This window comes from Rariglobus hedericola (assembly GCF_007559335.1).
In the GTDB taxonomy this organism is placed as follows: Bacteria; Verrucomicrobiota; Verrucomicrobiia; order Opitutales; family Opitutaceae; genus Rariglobus; species Rariglobus hedericola.
The window spans coordinates 492,245-507,878 of record NZ_VMBG01000002.1; the positions used below are offsets into that span (position 1 = coordinate 492,245).

Below are 15,634 nucleotides of genomic sequence, written 5' to 3' on the forward strand. Positions count from 1 at the left end.
CCCTTTGACGGCGCTTATGGTGGCTGCGGTTCCAGGCTTAGGCTAAGCTTTCGCGTCGGCGTAGGCTTCCATGCCGACGCAGCTGCAGATGAGGTTGCGGTCGCCGTAGACGTTGTCCACGCGGCCTACTGCCGGCCAGAACTTGGACTGGCGCACGAACTCGCTCGGGAAGGCGGCGGTCTGGCGCGAGTAGGGGCGCGTCCATTCGTCGGCGGTCACAACCTTTGCGGTGTGCGGGGCGTGTTTGAGCGGGTTGTTGGCTTTGTCCGATTCGCCGGTGACGACAGCCTGCATCTCGCCGTGGATGGAGATCATCGCGTCGCAGAAGCGGTCGAGTTCGGTGAGGGTTTCGCTCTCGGTGGGCTCGATCATGAACGTGCCGGGGACGGGGAACGAGAGGGTCGGCGCATGGTAGCCGTAATCCATGAGGCGCTTGGCGGCGTCTTCGGCTTCGATGCCGTGTTTCTTCCAGCCGCGCAGATCGACGATGCACTCGTGGGCGACGAGTCCGGTGGCGCCGCGGTAGAGAACGGGGAAATATTTCTCGAGGCGGGCGGCGACGTAGTTGGCGTTGAGGATGGCGATCTTCGTCGCGGCGGTGAGTCCGTCGGGGCCCATCATGCGGATATACATCCACGAGATGACGAGGATCGAGGCGCTGCCCCACGGAGCGGCGGAGACGGCGCCGAGGTGTTTGCGGCCTTTGTCGTGGACGGGGGACACGATGACGTGGCCGGGGAGGAAGGGAGCGAGGTGCGCGGCGACGCCGATGGGGCCCATGCCGGGGCCGCCGCCGCCGTGGGGAATGCAGAAGGTTTTGTGAAGGTTGAGATGGCAGACGTCGGCGCCGATGTGGCCGGGGGACGTGAGGCCGACTTGGGCGTTCATGTTGGCGCCGTCCATGTAAACTTGGCCGCCGTGGGAGTGGATGTGGGCGCAGAGGTCTTTGATGGAGGCTTCGAACACGCCGTGCGTGGACGGGTAGGTGATCATCACGCACGCGAGGTTTTTGGCGTGGGCGTCGGCCTTGGCTTTGAGGTCGGCGCCGTCGATGTTGCCGTTGGCGTCGCAGGCGACGGGGACGATTTGGTAACCGCACATGGCGGCGCTGGCGGGGTTGGTGCCGTGCGCGCTGGTAGGGATGAGGCAGATGTTGCGATGTCCTTCGCCGCGCGACTCGTGGAAGGAACGGATGACGAGGAGGCCGGCGTATTCGCCTTGGGAGCCGGCGTTGGGCTGCAGGGAGACGGCGGCGAAACCGGTGATCTCTGTGAGCCAGGTTTCGAGGTCGGTGAAGAGTTGCGCGTAACCCTTGGTTTGGTCGGAAGGCGCGAAGGGGTGGAGTTGTCCGAACTCGGGCCAGGAGACGGGGAACATCTCGGACGTGGCGTTGAGCTTCATCGTGCACGAGCCGAGCGAGATCATCGAGTGGACGAGGGAAAGGTCCTTGGCCTCGAGGCGCTTGATGTAGCGGAGCATTTCGTGCTCGGTGTGGTAGCGGTTGAAGGACGGCGCGGTGAGGAACGCCGAGGTGCGGGCGAGCGGGGCGGAGAAGCCGGCGCGTTCGACGTCGGAGGTGAGGGCAGGGCGCGTCGAGCCGAAGAAGGAGATGAGCTGTTCGACTTGGGCGAGGGTGGTGGTTTCGTCGAGCGAGATGCCGACGGTGGCGTCGTCGATGACGCGGAGGTTGATCTTTTGGGCGAGGGCGTCGGCGTGGATCTTCGTGGCGAAAATATTGCCGACGGTGAGCGTGTCGAAGACGGGCTCGGCGTTGACCGAGGCGCCGGCGGAGCGGAGGCCTTGCGCGAGGAGGGAGGTCAGCGCGTGGACGCGGCGGGCGATTTTTTTGAGGCCCTCGGGTCCGTGATAGACGGCATACATCGAGGCCATGACGGCGAGGAGGACTTGGGCGGTGCAGATGTTGGACGTGGCCTTGTCGCGGCGGATGTGTTGCTCGCGGGTGCCGAGGGCGAGGCGCATGGCGGGGTCGCCGTTGGCGTCTTTGGACACGCCGACGAGACGGCCGGGCATCTGGCGCTTGAAGGCGTCTTTGGTGGCGAGGAAGGCGGCGTGGGGTCCGCCGAAGCCCATGGGAACGCCGAAGCGTTGGGCGGAGCCGACGGCGACATCGGCGCCGAATTCGCCGGGGGCGCGGAGGAGGGTGAGCGCGAGGAGGTCGGTGGCGACGATGGTGAACGCGCCGACGGCGTGGGCGGCGGCGAAGAATGTAGCGAAATCGTGGATACTGCCCGTGGTGTCGGGGTATTGCACGAGGACGCCGAAGGTGCCGGCGGTGGGGGTGAAGGTTTTGTGGTCGCCGATGATGACCTCGATGCCGAGTGGGACGGCGCGGGTTTTGACGATGTCGATTGTCTGCGGGTGGCACTTTTCGGAGACGAAGAATGCGCGGTGGGCGGAGGCGTCGCCTTCCTTGAGCCGGTGGCACATCATCATGGCCTCGGCGGCGGCGGTGCCCTCGTCCAGCATGGAGGCGTTGGCGATTTCGAGACCGGTGAGATCGGTGACGAGCGTCTGGAAATTGAGGAGGGCTTCGAGGCGGCCTTGGGCGATCTCGGCCTGGTAGGGCGTGTAGGCGGTATACCAGCCCGGGTTTTCGAGGATGGTGCGCTGGATGACGCCGGGCGTGTGGGTGTTGTAGTAACCCATGCCGATGTGGCTGCGGAAAATCTGGTTCTGCGAGGCGAGGCCGCGGAGTTCAGCGAGGGCGGCGGATTCACCGAGGGCGGCAGGGAGGTCGAGGGCGTCGCGGCGGATGTGGGGCGGGACGGTGGCGTCAACGAGCGCGTCGAGGGACGGCTGGTTGAGGGCTTTGAGCATGGCGGCCTGTTCGGCGGCGTCGGGGCCGTTGTGGCGGCGCGCGAAAGAGTCGGTCGGGGCGAGCAACTCGGAGAGGGACGGCGTGGCGTTGGCGGCGTTCGCGGAAGCGGGCATAAAAAAAGGACGGTAGGCGAGGCCTACCGTCCGGCAAATGGTTTTTAGGGAATGCTGTGGGTATTAGGGCGAGACAGAGGACGAGAACGGAAAACAGAGGACTGAGGACGGAGGATGGACTACGGACGGACTGAGGACTGACGGATGAGCGCTGGGGACGGAGAACAGACGACGGAGTGACAGAATACAGAGAGCGGAAAACCGCATCCGCAGGATGGAAGCCTGTGGGTATTACTTGGCGGCAGGGAGTTCGCCGCGGGCTTCGCGTTGGGTATCCTCAATCGTGGCTTCCAAGGCGGCCGCTAGGGCCTCCCAAGTCTGTGCACGCCGCAAGGTTTCGATGGTAAGCGGATCGGTTTTCAGGAGGGCGGCGCGGCGGGCTTCGGCTTGGACCTTGGTTGCTTGGAGCCGGTCGATCATCTCCTTAAGCGGGCTGGGCGCGGTGCGCTCGGCGGCGATGGTCCCTAGAATGGTTGTGCGGATGTCGGGCAGCTCGGAGAGGGTCTGAATCACGCGAGATTTCAGTTCATGGGACGACATGAGCTCATCCCGGCGATTGAGGACGCTGCCGGGCACGATTTCGGCCTCGGGATAAGTGACTTGGAAAAGGGCGATGAAGCGCAGGCGGTGATTCAGGACGGAGGCCGAGCTAACGCCAAACTGATAGGCGTTCATTTGCTCCTCAGTGGCCTCGGGCGGAAACAGGCGTATGCCTATGGCCGGTTGCGGCGCCGAGGTGGCGGGAAACGTGATGATCCAAGCCTCGGGATTGCTGGTGGCTTTGAGGATGTAGCCGGCCTGACTCAGGGCCTTGATGATTTCGGCGTAACGCGTGGCCCCGGTGGTCGTGGCCCGGGTGGTCGCGCCGTTGAACACTTGGCGGGTTTCGGCGTCGTCCCACTGGGGGACCAGCGGTTTGGCGTCGGAGCCCTTCTGGGCCAGCGAGGCAACGGGCAATGCAGCGCCCAGTGCAAGGGAGGCTAAAACGATGCGGAGAACGGGAGATTGCATGAGGGGCGCAGGGACGGTGATCGAATCGAGGCATGGCCACCAAGGCATAGAACACCGGGCCAGACCAATTTTTATCCGTCGCGGGACGGCGGGGCGAAAGTTTTAGCGCGGATTTTGAGGGATGTGCGCGTTTTTTTACAAAATCGGTGGTCGTGTCTGCCGATTTGTAAAAAATGCCGTGGAGGGGCCTGGGCCTAGCTAGAATACACTATCTATTGTGGATGGATGGGTTACGCGTGGTTCTGAATAGAGAGAGCGGCCAATGCATGAAAATGAAAGCTATAAACAATAGAGGTATGAAAAAATCTCACTCGATGAGTAATTATAATCCGAAGATGACTGCGTATTAATCACCACTCTGAACAGATCGCATAGTAGCAATTGGTTACGGATATCGCAATCGTTAAGCGTCGATAAGTCGCGGGCTTTTTCAGCCGATTTCAATTCACCAAATCGTCACCCCAGCGGTTTGACGGAGGGGTGAGGCATGGTGACTGCTAATGATGTTATAGATTAAATCAGTTATTGGTCGGAATTCTAGTTCGACGCGGTTGGACGATGCTAAAATTTAAAAAATAAAGAATATGATATATAAAATGAAGTTACTTGTCGTGATGCTTGGGGCGGTTTTCACCGCACATTTGAATGCGGCGACTTTGGCAGGTTGGGATTTTAACGGTCAGGTTGGAGCTAGTAACGTATGGGGCCCTAGCCCATTTGCAGCTACTTCGTTAAGCGCGGGTGTTGTAAGTGCCAGCCTTGGGTTGGGTTTTACTACAAGTCAGTCTGGGACTAGTGCAAGTAAAGCATGGGGGACCAACGGCTGGTCTTCGACTGCGACGACTGCAAGTGCCGCTCTTGCTGCTAATAATTGGATTACGATTACTCTTAATGCAGATGCAGGCTACACAATGTCTTTAGCTTCGATTGATGCCTTTAATGTCCGTCGATCTGCAAGTGGACCGATAACTGGTCTTTTACAGTATTCAGTAGATAGTGGAACGAGCTTTAACGATATTGGTTCGGCCATTACATGGGGTAATGTCACGACTTCATCAGGTAATGCGGTGGCATCTATTGATTTATCCGGAATTGTGGATCTTCAAAATGTTGCATCCGTAACATTTAGAATATTGAATTATGGTGCGACGGGTGCCAGTGGAACTTGGTATTTGAACGAGCCTACTGCTACTGCTGGAGTGAGTGATTTTACTCTTTCGGGCACCACGGCATTATCCCAAGTTCCTGAGCCTTCTACCTACGCTATGGTTTTGGGCGGGCTGGTTTTGACAATTGTTGTCGCTCAGCGTCGCCGTCAGTCGACTGCCAAGCGCAGCTAATATTAATTAGTCGAGGCTTGATATTAATAGGCGGCGACGGCTTCGGCTGTCGCCGTTTTGCGTTTACGGGCTAATGCTGACCGAGATTGATCAAGTATGTGCACAGTGGGAAAACATGATGGCATGTCGGATTTTCTATCCATTTATAGTTAATGTGTTAGGAAGTGATTCGGATGTCTACGTATATTGTCGCACTGGCGTTGGCATGGCCGATGCAATGTTACGACTCATACAATTTAATGGCTGCTGGTCTTCACTCAAACGTCACGCTCGCGGGTTGCCGGTTGAGCAGATCTTAACAGGATTATCCTGACGGTCCGAACCAGTCTGGTTCGTGCTTATTCTGCTACAGTGTCTTCGTCCTTTTCATTCAAGTTTCATTCTGCCGGTCGGCACCTTTCGGTTAAAAAGAACCGTGGGTTTGCGCTTCTCATCACTGTTACGTTATTGGCGTTTTTAGTGCTCCTGCTGGTTTCGTTGGCGGCCCTGACGCGCGTAGAAACGCAGGTTGCTGCCAATAGTCAGATGCTCGCGCAGGCTCGCCAAAATGCGATGATGGCTATGAATATAGCTATTGGCCAATTGCAGAAATATGCAGGGCCAGATGCGCGGGTGACTGCGCAGGCTAATATTACCGGTTCAACCGTGACTAACCCTTGGTTCACTGGGGTATGGGACTCGGATAGTAATTCCAAGACGCCTTTAACATGGCTGGTGAGCGGAAATGAAACTTCAGCTTTGAGCGTAAATGCTGCCACTAATCTTAACCGCACGTCGGCTAGTCCTGATACTGCTTTGACGGCTAGTGATGCAGGTCGCGTAAGGCTTTTAGGGCCTGCCACGGCTCGTATGAGCGATCTCAGTGTTAATAATATTACAAATGGGGCTGTGGTAGTTCCGGCGGTGGCCATTAAGGCGAGCCCTCCGGGGTTTGCGGCTGGTTCTGAGGTAACGATTGGTCGTTACGCTTATTGGGTGGGCGACGAAGGCGTAAAAGCCTCTCTTGGTCTGCCTGATCGTTCGACTGAAGTCACTTATGCTCCTTGGGATACGCTTACTCAGCGTCAGCGTATCCGTCAGCAAATAGGCTCAAGTCCCAGCTATTTCCGGACCACGGCAGCGACTTCTAATTTGCCCGCAGTGCGGCTTGAGGGCTTTGATCCTCAGTCAACCAGCTTTCAGCGGAATATTTTGTCCCAGCCGCAATTTGCGCTGGTAGCGAAGTCAGGGTCGATCGAGATGCCTGACTTTATGAAAGACCGTTACCACGATTTTACGGGTAGCGCGTTTTCGGTTCTTGCGAACACATTTCCTGCTAGCAGCGCGTATCGCGGGCTTATGCATGACCTTTCGCTCAAACCGGATGATCTGGGGACGGCATTCAAAGCCTATGCGAATCACGACGGCCGGTATGATCCTACAACCAAGTATATGGAGACGCCCGGTGGCACGTCTATAGCGGGGTCAACGGCACCTTTACTGGCGATAACCAGCGTCGATTCTCCGCGCCGCCGTTATAAGATGATGGCTGTTCCAAGTAATGCGGCACCGGGGCTTCCGGAAATCGGCTTTAGTGTGGCACCTGTGCTTGCAAATTTTTATTTGCAGTTTTCGGTGGCCAGAAGCGGGACGGGCAACCCGGCTTCGTCCACGAATCTTGCCGTTCAATCACGCATTTACGTGACACTCTGGAATCCGTATTCGACGGCATTTGCGCCCTCTACAAGTGATGTTTTGAGCCTTGATGTTGATCTGCCAACGATCACTGCCGACGGAGTTCCTGTTAACTTAAACCAATCCAGGGTTTCGGCAAGTTCAGGTGGGGTGACTTTTCCTTTCAGTGATACCGCTCGTTACAACGGCAGTTATGGATCGCTGGGCGAACTGGCGACTTGGTTTCCGGGCCGAGTTTATTCTTGGGTGACTCCTTCAGGCGGAACGAGCTCGGTTCTAGGTTTTTACAATAATACTCTGACCAGTAATTGGAACGATCAGACGGTCCCCGCGCCGGTAACGGGAAACCAATATCCGAGTATAACAATCCCCGAGTCTACTATCACGGTCCGGCTAAAATTGAACGGAACGGTTGTTTCAACTTATAAAGCAGTTTACGACGAACAGGTATCATCTGCACCGCCGAACGATCCAGCTACTCCGCCAACGGGATACCAGAAGCCTGTCTGGCGCTTTGGGTTTACCTTCCGGATAAATCAACCCCGTGGCTACTCTTCCGCCCGTGAATGGCTTAAGGAGTATGATCCACGTGCCGAGCTGATCGATCAGGCAGAGATCGTGGCGAGTGATTCGCCTCTGCTGATTCCTTTTGGAACGGATTCCGAGACGTCATCGGCTCCGCTCATCTATTCGGCCCAAAGTCCAGTCACGACATCGATTTCCAACGGCACCGTCCTTGTCTCGAATCTTCTCTACCGTGTTCAGGGCACGGCGGCCACGGGCATGAGCACTTACAACGATGTGTCGCTCTTCGAATTGCCGCGCTTACCCATTCTTTCGGCGGGAGAATTACAGCATCTGAAGGTTAAAGATAAGCGCCCCTACGCGATTGGTAATTCGTGGGGTGGCACGGCGACCAATGTAATTTTTGATCGGTTTTTCTTCTCAGGAATTCCTTTAACCGGAAATAGGCCCACGCTGGGAGTCGAGCCTCTACCTAACTGGAATTTAACTCCAGTAAATGCGCCTGATGTGGCGACGCTGCGCTCGGATGCAGATGCCACGAAGACCGCGCTTTCTTCGCGCTATTTGCTGCAGGCTGGCGGGTTCAACATCAACTCCACGAGCATCGCTGCGTGGAGAGCGGTGCTTTCAAGTGTCAGGTTCTCCACGGCCGCCCCGTTTACTGCGGTCTCAATTGATAACACGGCATCGGCGAGCTCTAACAATGCAGGGACGCAGAATGGTAATGCAGTCCAGAGCCAGACTTTCAGCGTGGATACGAGTTTGGGGGCGGTGCCGTCACCGGTCTTCTTCCGACTGCCGCAAAGTGCGCAGGAAGTTTTCCAGTGGCAGACGGTATCTTCATCCAACACCAACCGACGCCAGTTCACGCAGACATCGGCTTTCAGGGTGGGCGTGCGTGGATTCAATGACTCAGCAACGAGCAATGGATTTTCCGGTGAAACGGGCATATTTACTACATCGGGCAAGCACGGCACCAATCGCCAGCACCTGACGGTGGATCAAATCGAACTGCTGGCCGAAGGGATTGTCGGCCGTATTAGAGCTCGTTTTGATTCAAAGGGGCCCTTTGTCAATTTGCAGGACTTCCTCTCCGAACCAGATCTAACCGACCCGGCGGATGGTAGTTTGCTGGAAGCGGCGATCAAAAAGGCGGGGATGAATGCGACTGAAGTTACGGTGGATGCAAATTGGAAGGCGTTTAACAATGCACAGCCCGGGTTTAGCACGCTAACTCTGACGCAGGCGGATGTGATCACTGCGCTGGCTCCTTACATGAAAGCACGTTCAGACACGTTTTTGGTGAGGACCTACGGGGAGGTCATCAACCCTATTACTGGCACCGTAGATGCTACTGCTTGGGGTGAGGCTACGGTGCAGCGATTTCCCGAGACAGTTGATTCGGGCGACGATATTTCTCAGCCAAACCAACCTTTTGGACGACGTTTTAAAATCATATCATTCCGATGGCTATCATCAGCAGACATTTAATTTCCTTGGTTGTTTTAATGGGTTTGGGCGTGTCCGTTCTGCGGGCAGAGACCAAATCTTCCATCCCCGTGCCAGCACAGGTTGAATTGAAATTTACGGTCTTTGGCACGCGCACCTTTAAGGGACTAGCTTATCGGGTGGGTAACTCCTCCAAGGTTACGCCGTTAAAGTTTTACAGCGTAACTCTTTCCGATGTTAATGCCTATAAGGGCGATCAGCAGATCAAATTTTATGATGAGGTGCAGCTGACTAAGGAACTGGAGTTAATTGCCGCAGCGAAGCGCCTTAATCCCTCTGCTCCTGAGCCACAGCTTGGAATCAAACCAGTGGCTATATGCTCGATACCGAACGGAATGAAGAACGCTGTATTGTTGTTCTTTCCCCGCTCGGCCCCCGCTGCTGATGGGATTCAGTGTGAAGTCTTCCCCATGGATATGTCTGTAACCAAGGTTCCGGCCGGCTCCATGGTCATAGTTAATGCTTCGGGGCGTGAATTTGTGGGGCAGGTTAATTCAGCAACGGTTAAAATCACTCGAGGTGTGAGCGAACCCTACAAAGCGGAAAATGGGAGAATTGCGGTCAAGATTGCGCGGGTTGAGCCTGAGTTTCAGAATGTGGTAAGTGGTGACAGATGGGTTTTGGGTGAAACTCAGCGGCGGATTTGGGTTTTATTTCCGTATTCCAATACCAGCGATGCACTACCTGATGCTCGATGCTTGGTGGATCGATTGCCGGTGGAAGAGAAGGGCCTGCGCACTGCACTGCTTAGTCCTTGAACGGGTTCTGACAGTGGGGGATTAACTCCCTTCAAAGCTCAATGAGGGTGCCTTTTGAGTGCGGGTTTGGTGCTCACATGAAAGCGTTATGAGCAGATGAATGGGTGTAAACTTAGCCTAATCTTAACGTAGCAGCCGTTGGTGGTTGGCTTGCCCAATGCTATTATGTGGCTGTAATGAAAAAGCACTACACGGGGCATTGTTCGGATTGCGCACGGCGTAATTCTGCTGGGGCGTTTACGTTGATCGAGTTGCTTACGGTGATCGCGATCATCGGCATTCTGGCGGCGATTTTGTTTCCGGTGATCGGAAGTGTGCGGAAGGCCGCCAAGTATTCCACGAATGTGAGCAATGTGCGGCAATGGACCGTGGCTAACATGCTGCATATGCAGGACCACAAGGGTTACATCCCTTGGCGCGGGCCAGCATTGGCCGGTGGTGAGTCGATTGTGGATTCGATGGAGGTGTTTTCCGCAGATATCCCCGTGTTGCCGTGGTGGAACGCACTGCCGCCCTATATCGGGCAGAAGACGTTGGCTGAGCTGCATGCCACGGGTGCACTGCCCAAGCTCGGTGATAACTCCATCTGGGTGTCTCCTCTGGCCGAAGATACCGTCGCGGCGAACCGCTGGGCGGCGTTTACCTGTTATGCCCCGCCGCGTTCATCTAATCGAGGGAGTGGCACCACTTACTTCGTGGCTAATTCACGCACATTGGCGGAGCCCTCGCGCACTGTGATGTTTGCGGAAACGCCGCATTTTAGCCAAGCTCTGCAAAGCGGTGTGCCTTATGGTCATATCAATGAGATATCCAGCCCCGCCTCAACGGGACCTTACAACCGCAATGGAACCAGTGCTGAGCGAGGCGGCGAAAAGGGAAAAGCAGCCATCGGTTTTTTTGATGGCAGCGTGCGGACGTTAACGGGTGCGCAGATTGTGACACACGGCGGGACGGCTGCGGAAAAAGGAGCCAATCCGGATCGGATCGTCTGGCGTCAGGATCTTTGATCCGCGCCCGGATATGCCGCGCGTGTTTTAGGGCCAAGAGGTTTGAAATGAGGTCGCACCGCATACAGGTGTGGATGCAATCTTGGGTATCGCGATGGCCTTAACCTCTTCAGTTTTTTCTACTCCGATCTTGCGGGCGGCTTACGTGGATCGGCGTCTTGCGGCGCTTTATCCGGAGACGCCGATTCCGCTGGATCATAGCAGTCCTTACACGCTGTTGATCGCGGTGCTGCTGTCGGCGCAGTGCACCGACAAGCGTGTGAATTTGCAGACGCCGGGGCTTTTCGCGAAGGCGGATAATCCGCGCGACATGGTGAAGTTGTCGGTTGCCGAGATCGACACGCATGTGCGGCCGTGCGGACTGGCTCCGCGGAAAGCGCAGGCCATCCGGCGGCTGTCGGAGTTGTTGCTCGAGAACCACGGCGGAGAAGTGCCGCACACGTTTGCGGAGTTGGAGGCGTTGCCGGGCGTGGGACACAAGACGGCTTCGGTGGTGATGTCGCAGGCGTTCGGAGTGCCGGCATTTCCGGTCGACACGCACATCCACCGGTTGGCTCAGCGGTGGAAACTTTCGAGCGGAAAAAATGTGGAGCAGACCGAGCGTGATTTGAAAAAGCTCTTCCCCGAGGGCCATTGGAACGCGCTTCATCTGCGAATCATTTACTATGGTCGCGAGCATTGCACGGCGCGCGGATGTGACGGCACGGTGTGTATGATTTGCAGGGAATTATTTCCGGAACGTCGCCGTGCGGTGCGCGTGAAGAAAACTTAAACAAACGCAGTTTAAAGGCGGCTGATTTGCGGTTTTTCGCGGTGTAAATGCCGCGTCCTTGCAGTGGATTTTGTAGGTTGCTGGCATTTTATAAAAGATACGCGGCGAGCGTTTCTTTTTTGTCGGCTGCGCGTCGTAGGTCACCCTGATGAGAGGTTACCTCCGATGGTGGATAATGGTCGCGCGGCGCGGGCCGGTAGAGTGCTTTGCGTTGTCCGGCCGGTGGCCGCACATGAAGGGCTTCGCGTGCGCTGCAATCGTTTGGATTGTGTCGATGGCCAGTGTTTCCGCGGAGACGCGGATGGTGCATTCGCAGCCGGGCGCGGCGGACAAGTGGACGGCGTTGCAGTGGACAGCCGATGAAGTGAATCGGTTTGGCGGCATGCCGGAGCTGCGTCTTCCGGCGGGGCGCACGCTGGTGCTGGCGCGTTATTTGTATTATGTTTCCAACTACGATGTGGCGAGGCGTTATCCGGTGTGGGTGGCGCATGTTGATCGCGCGGATTCGGTCTTGAAATATCGGGGCCGCAAACGGGGTGACTGGAGCCGGGCGAATGACGAGTTCATGCCGGATGCGCAGGTGGCCGGGCAGTCGTTGAAACGCAAATGGCAGTTCGCGACCAACGAAAGTTTCACCCAGGCGAATCCGCCGGAAATTCCGGTGGGTGAAAAGGGGGCGGAGAAAATCACGCGCGGTCATCTTGCGTCGAACGCCGAGATGAAATCGCTGGGCGAGCCGGAGCAGGGGCTGCAGTCGCAGGCGGAGTCGTTTTCGTTGGCCAACGTGGTCCCGCAGATGCAGCGCAACAACGCGCCGATCTGGGCGAAGCTGGAGGACAACTGCATCGAGTGGGCGGCGCGAATGGGCGGGGTTTCGGTGATCAGCGGACCGGTTTATAATTTGGACCCGAAAGGGCCGGTGCCGATGAACCGGTTGCTGTATACGACGGGTCGGGACGGCGTCGGGCTGCCGATACCGACGCACTTTTTCAAGGTGGTGATCGCCAGGCGGGAGGGGCGCCTGGTGGCAGTGGGGTTTCTCGTGCCGCATCGCACGGATCTGACGCCGGCGGATCTGGACGCGTTCGTGGTGCCCATCCGCAAGATCGAGGAGATCACGGGGCTTAATTTCATGCCGAAACTGGGCGGGAATGACGCGTTGGAGCTGCGGGCCGACGAACGGTGGCTGGGATGGCTGACCGAGACGGCGGGGCCGTGAATATGCGGTCTTCAGAAAACGATGTTGATTTGCCGGGGGGCGTTCCCCAACGTGCCCAACCTTTGGGACTCATAGCTCAGTTGGTTAGAGCACCTGCTTCACACGCAGGGGGTCACTGGTTCGAGTCCAGTTGAGTCCACCATTCTTTATTAAGGCCACCTCTGCGGAGGTGGTTTTTTTGTAAACGGTGATCGGCGACTTGTGGTCGAGGTGGGGCTGTGGTTCATCGAAGTATAACCAAGATGTTTGCACGTGCTTCACGTCCCTGGGTGTTTTCGTCCCTGCTCCATGCATCCGTGGCGGGCGTGGTGTTGCTGTGGATCTGGTGGGCGCAGCGCGATGCAGAGCCGGAGCCGCTCGTGATTTTTCAAGTGCCGCCGTCGACATCGGTTTCGGATTCTACGGCGATGCCCAATGGGGCGCCGACTACGTTGGGGGTAAGCTTTACGCCGGTGCCGGTGGTGGTGCGGCCTGCGCCGCCGCCGTCGGTTCCGGATGTGGCTGAAACGAGCGTGACGCCTTCACGTCCCGAGGTCCGCACTCACGCGACACCGGCACGACCGCAAAATCGCCCGACGACGCTCACCGAGCACATGCGTCAGCATCCGCGATCTGCGGTTGTCGCGCGGCCAGCACCGGTGGCTCCATCGTCCGCCCGAATCAATCTGGATGAAGTCCTGGCGACGGATGCTGCGAGTCGGAGTGCACCGCCGGCGGTCGATGCGGCGCAGGTGGATTCCTATCTCCAGCGGCTGCTCGGCAAGTTGCGCACGGCGCATGAGAAACCGGCGGGGTTGGGCGAGGGTTTACAGGTGCGCGTGGAGTTTATGCTCAAGGCCGATGGCGCGATTGGTGATGTGCGGATTCTTAAAACCTCGGGCAACCCCGAGTTTGATGCCTCGGTGCTAGCGGCGTTTCGCCGGTTGCGTGATCTCGGTGTTCCCCCGGCGGGCTCGGCGGGCATCAATCAAGTGACGTTTCGCACGCAGGTGGATTGAATGAGTCGCAGCAAGGTTGTTGATGCGGGAGGGCCTTTTTTACGTAGCGACGAACAAAAGCAGCCGCTTCGTTTCAAAAAGAGTGCCCGGTGGGTAGCTAAAACGACTCAAGCGCAGTATTTATTGCCTTCTCAGAAACCGAACTCGTCCACACGCATCGATCTATGTCCTCCAAGCCCGCATCTTATTCCGCCAAAGCTTACTCCGTTTCCAGCGCGACCGCGCCGTTCAAGCCCGACACCATCCAACGCCGCGAGCCCGGCGACCTCGATGTGCAGATCGAGATTCTCTTCTGCGGCGTCTGCCACTCCGACCTTCATTTCTCGCGCAACGAATGGAGTAGCGCCATGCCCGCGTCGTATCCGTGCGTGCCCGGCCACGAGATCGTCGGCCGCGTGACCAAGGTCGGCCCCAAGGTCACCAAGATGAAAGCCGGCGACCTCGCGGGCGTGGGTTGCATGGTGGGCGCGGATCTCGCCAACTGTCCGTTCTGCAAAGCGGGCAAAGAGCAGTATTCGCCCACGCAGATCGGCACCTACGGCGGCACCGAGCCGGTGCTCGGCACACCCACGCAGGGCGGCTACTCGGAGAGCATCGTGGTCAATGAACACTTCGCGTTGCGCGTTCCGACCAACCTCCCGCTGGCGGCAGTCGCACCGCTGCTCTGCGCCGGCATCACGACCTATTCACCGCTGCGCTATTGGAAAGTCGGCCCGGGCAAAAAGGTCGGCATCGTGGGCATCGGCGGACTCGGTCACATGGGTGTGAAATTCGCCCGCGCGCTGGGAGCGCATGTCGTGGTGTTCACCACCTCGAACGGCAAAAAAGACGACGCCATCCGTCTCGGTGCGCACGAAGTCGTGATCTCCAAGAATGCCGACGAGATGAAGGCCCACGCCGGCTCCTTCGACTTCATCCTCGATTGCGTCTCCGCCGATCACGACATCAACGCCTACCTCGCGCTGCTCGCGCCCGAGGGAAATCTCACGCTCGTCGGCGCGCCCGAAAAACCACTGGCGGTGGCCGCATTCTCGTTGTTGATGGGACGCAAGAGCCTTTCGGGTTCGCCGATTGGCAGCATCGCGGAAACGCAGGAGATGCTCGATTTCTGCGGCGAGCACAACATCACCGCCGACGTCGAAATCATCCCGATCCAGAAGATCAACGAAGCCTACGACCGCCTGCTCAAAGGCGATGTGAAATACCGCTTCTCGATCGACATGGCGTCCCTCAAAAACGAGAGCTGATCGGCTTACCTCCTGCCTTCTGACCGCTTTGCCTCTGGCGAGGATCAGGATGCGCCGCGCGCCAACGCAGATTGCGCCAGTTGCAGGCGCATCTGCTCGACGCGCCGGTGCTGCTGATGAGCCCGGCGGATGAGTGTGGGGTAATGCAGACCGCCGAGCCGCGGGTCATTTACGGAAGCCAGCGCCGTCCACAGCGCGGCTTTTCCGAAAATGCCAAGACAGAGCGCCTCCAGCGTTTCAAACGCGCCGAGGTCGTTGGATTTTCTGCTGCGAAGTTTCAGGCGGCTTAATTTTTCCATCACTCGCGCCGTCCACTTTTTGAAGCCGGCCGAGCGAGTCTCCACCCGTGACGCCAGTTGCTTCAGTTGTTGGTGATCCTCCTCGATCTCCACGAGGAGCTCGGCCGCAAATTCACCGAGAGGATCATGCCGCCGGGCATCGCTAAATCTCTTTAGCATATCGATGGCGAGCGCCGCGCCCGCAAGATGATCGTGCAAGTAGATTTGGAGAGAGTCTTTCTTCACAACATGCTGAGATTTGTCTGTTGATTGTAGACATTTTCCGCCCGTCCGTAATCGGGTCGACCCACGCATGCGGCATAGGGAAAAACTTTCAGCGGCCG

11 protein-coding genes and 1 tRNA gene are annotated in these 15,634 nt (G+C 57.5%); 9 read left to right on the top strand and 3 right to left on the bottom strand.

Going from position 1 to position 15,634, the window contains the following annotated elements:
- Positions 1 to 42: 42 nt before the first annotated feature.
- The gene (gcvP, locus tag FPL22_RS12405) at positions 43 to 2,952 is read right to left on the bottom strand and encodes an aminomethyl-transferring glycine dehydrogenase (RefSeq protein ID WP_144230733.1); all 2,910 of its coding nucleotides are present in this window, start codon (positions 2,950 to 2,952) and stop codon (positions 43 to 45) included.
- 231 nt (positions 2,953 to 3,183) lie between these two features.
- The gene (locus FPL22_RS12410; RefSeq protein ID WP_144230734.1) at positions 3,184 to 3,963 is read right to left on the bottom strand and encodes a hypothetical protein; all 780 of its coding nucleotides are present in this window, start codon (positions 3,961 to 3,963) and stop codon (positions 3,184 to 3,186) included.
- A gap of 596 nt (positions 3,964 to 4,559) precedes the next feature.
- Here FPL22_RS12410 and FPL22_RS12415 point away from each other — a divergent pair.
- The 9 genes from FPL22_RS12415 to FPL22_RS12455 all read left to right on the top strand — a co-directional run bounded on the left by FPL22_RS12415 (position 4,560) and on the right by FPL22_RS12455 (position 15,012).
- The gene (locus FPL22_RS12415; protein ID WP_162525294.1) at positions 4,560 to 5,303 is read left to right on the top strand and encodes a PEP-CTERM sorting domain-containing protein; all 744 of its coding nucleotides are present in this window, start codon (positions 4,560 to 4,562) and stop codon (positions 5,301 to 5,303) included.
- Between the two features lie 351 nt (positions 5,304 to 5,654).
- Entirely contained in the window at positions 5,655 to 8,993 is a 3,339-nt protein-coding gene (locus tag FPL22_RS12420) for a hypothetical protein (protein ID WP_144230736.1), read from the top strand.
- Positions 8,969 to 9,769: a hypothetical protein gene (locus FPL22_RS12425; protein ID WP_144230737.1), complete on the top strand. Its 801-nt coding sequence runs from the start codon at positions 8,969 to 8,971 to the stop codon at positions 9,767 to 9,769. The genes FPL22_RS12420 and FPL22_RS12425 overlap by 25 nt, the downstream gene beginning before the upstream one ends.
- A gap of 176 nt (positions 9,770 to 9,945) precedes the next feature.
- Positions 9,946 to 10,776 (top strand): prepilin-type N-terminal cleavage/methylation domain-containing protein, encoded by an 831-nt coding sequence (locus tag FPL22_RS12430; RefSeq protein ID WP_144230738.1) that lies wholly within the window; start codon positions 9,946 to 9,948, stop codon positions 10,774 to 10,776.
- Positions 10,777 to 10,870: 94 nt separating this feature from the next.
- Positions 10,871 to 11,548, top strand: coding sequence for an endonuclease III (nth, locus tag FPL22_RS12435; RefSeq protein ID WP_144230739.1), 678 nt, complete (start codon positions 10,871 to 10,873; stop codon positions 11,546 to 11,548).
- A gap of 232 nt (positions 11,549 to 11,780) precedes the next feature.
- Positions 11,781 to 12,767, top strand: a complete 987-nt coding sequence (locus tag FPL22_RS12440; RefSeq protein ID WP_162525295.1) for a DNA/RNA non-specific endonuclease — start codon at positions 11,781 to 11,783, stop codon at positions 12,765 to 12,767.
- 65 nt (positions 12,768 to 12,832) lie between these two features.
- Positions 12,833 to 12,909: transfer RNA gene (locus tag FPL22_RS12445), tRNA-Val, on the top strand.
- A gap of 127 nt (positions 12,910 to 13,036) precedes the next feature.
- Positions 13,037 to 13,765 carry an energy transducer TonB gene (locus FPL22_RS12450; protein WP_162525296.1) on the top strand — a complete coding sequence of 243 codons (729 nt, stop codon included), beginning with the start codon at positions 13,037 to 13,039 and terminating at the stop codon, positions 13,763 to 13,765.
- Between the two features lie 164 nt (positions 13,766 to 13,929).
- Positions 13,930 to 15,012: an NAD(P)-dependent alcohol dehydrogenase gene (locus FPL22_RS12455; RefSeq protein ID WP_144230742.1), complete on the top strand. Its 1,083-nt coding sequence runs from the start codon at positions 13,930 to 13,932 to the stop codon at positions 15,010 to 15,012.
- 44 nt (positions 15,013 to 15,056) lie between these two features.
- On the opposite strand, the gene FPL22_RS12460 is transcribed toward FPL22_RS12455, so the two are convergent.
- Positions 15,057 to 15,509, bottom strand: coding sequence for a hypothetical protein (locus FPL22_RS12460; protein ID WP_144230743.1), 453 nt, complete (start codon positions 15,507 to 15,509; stop codon positions 15,057 to 15,059).
- Between the last annotated feature and the right edge of the window lie 125 nt (positions 15,510 to 15,634).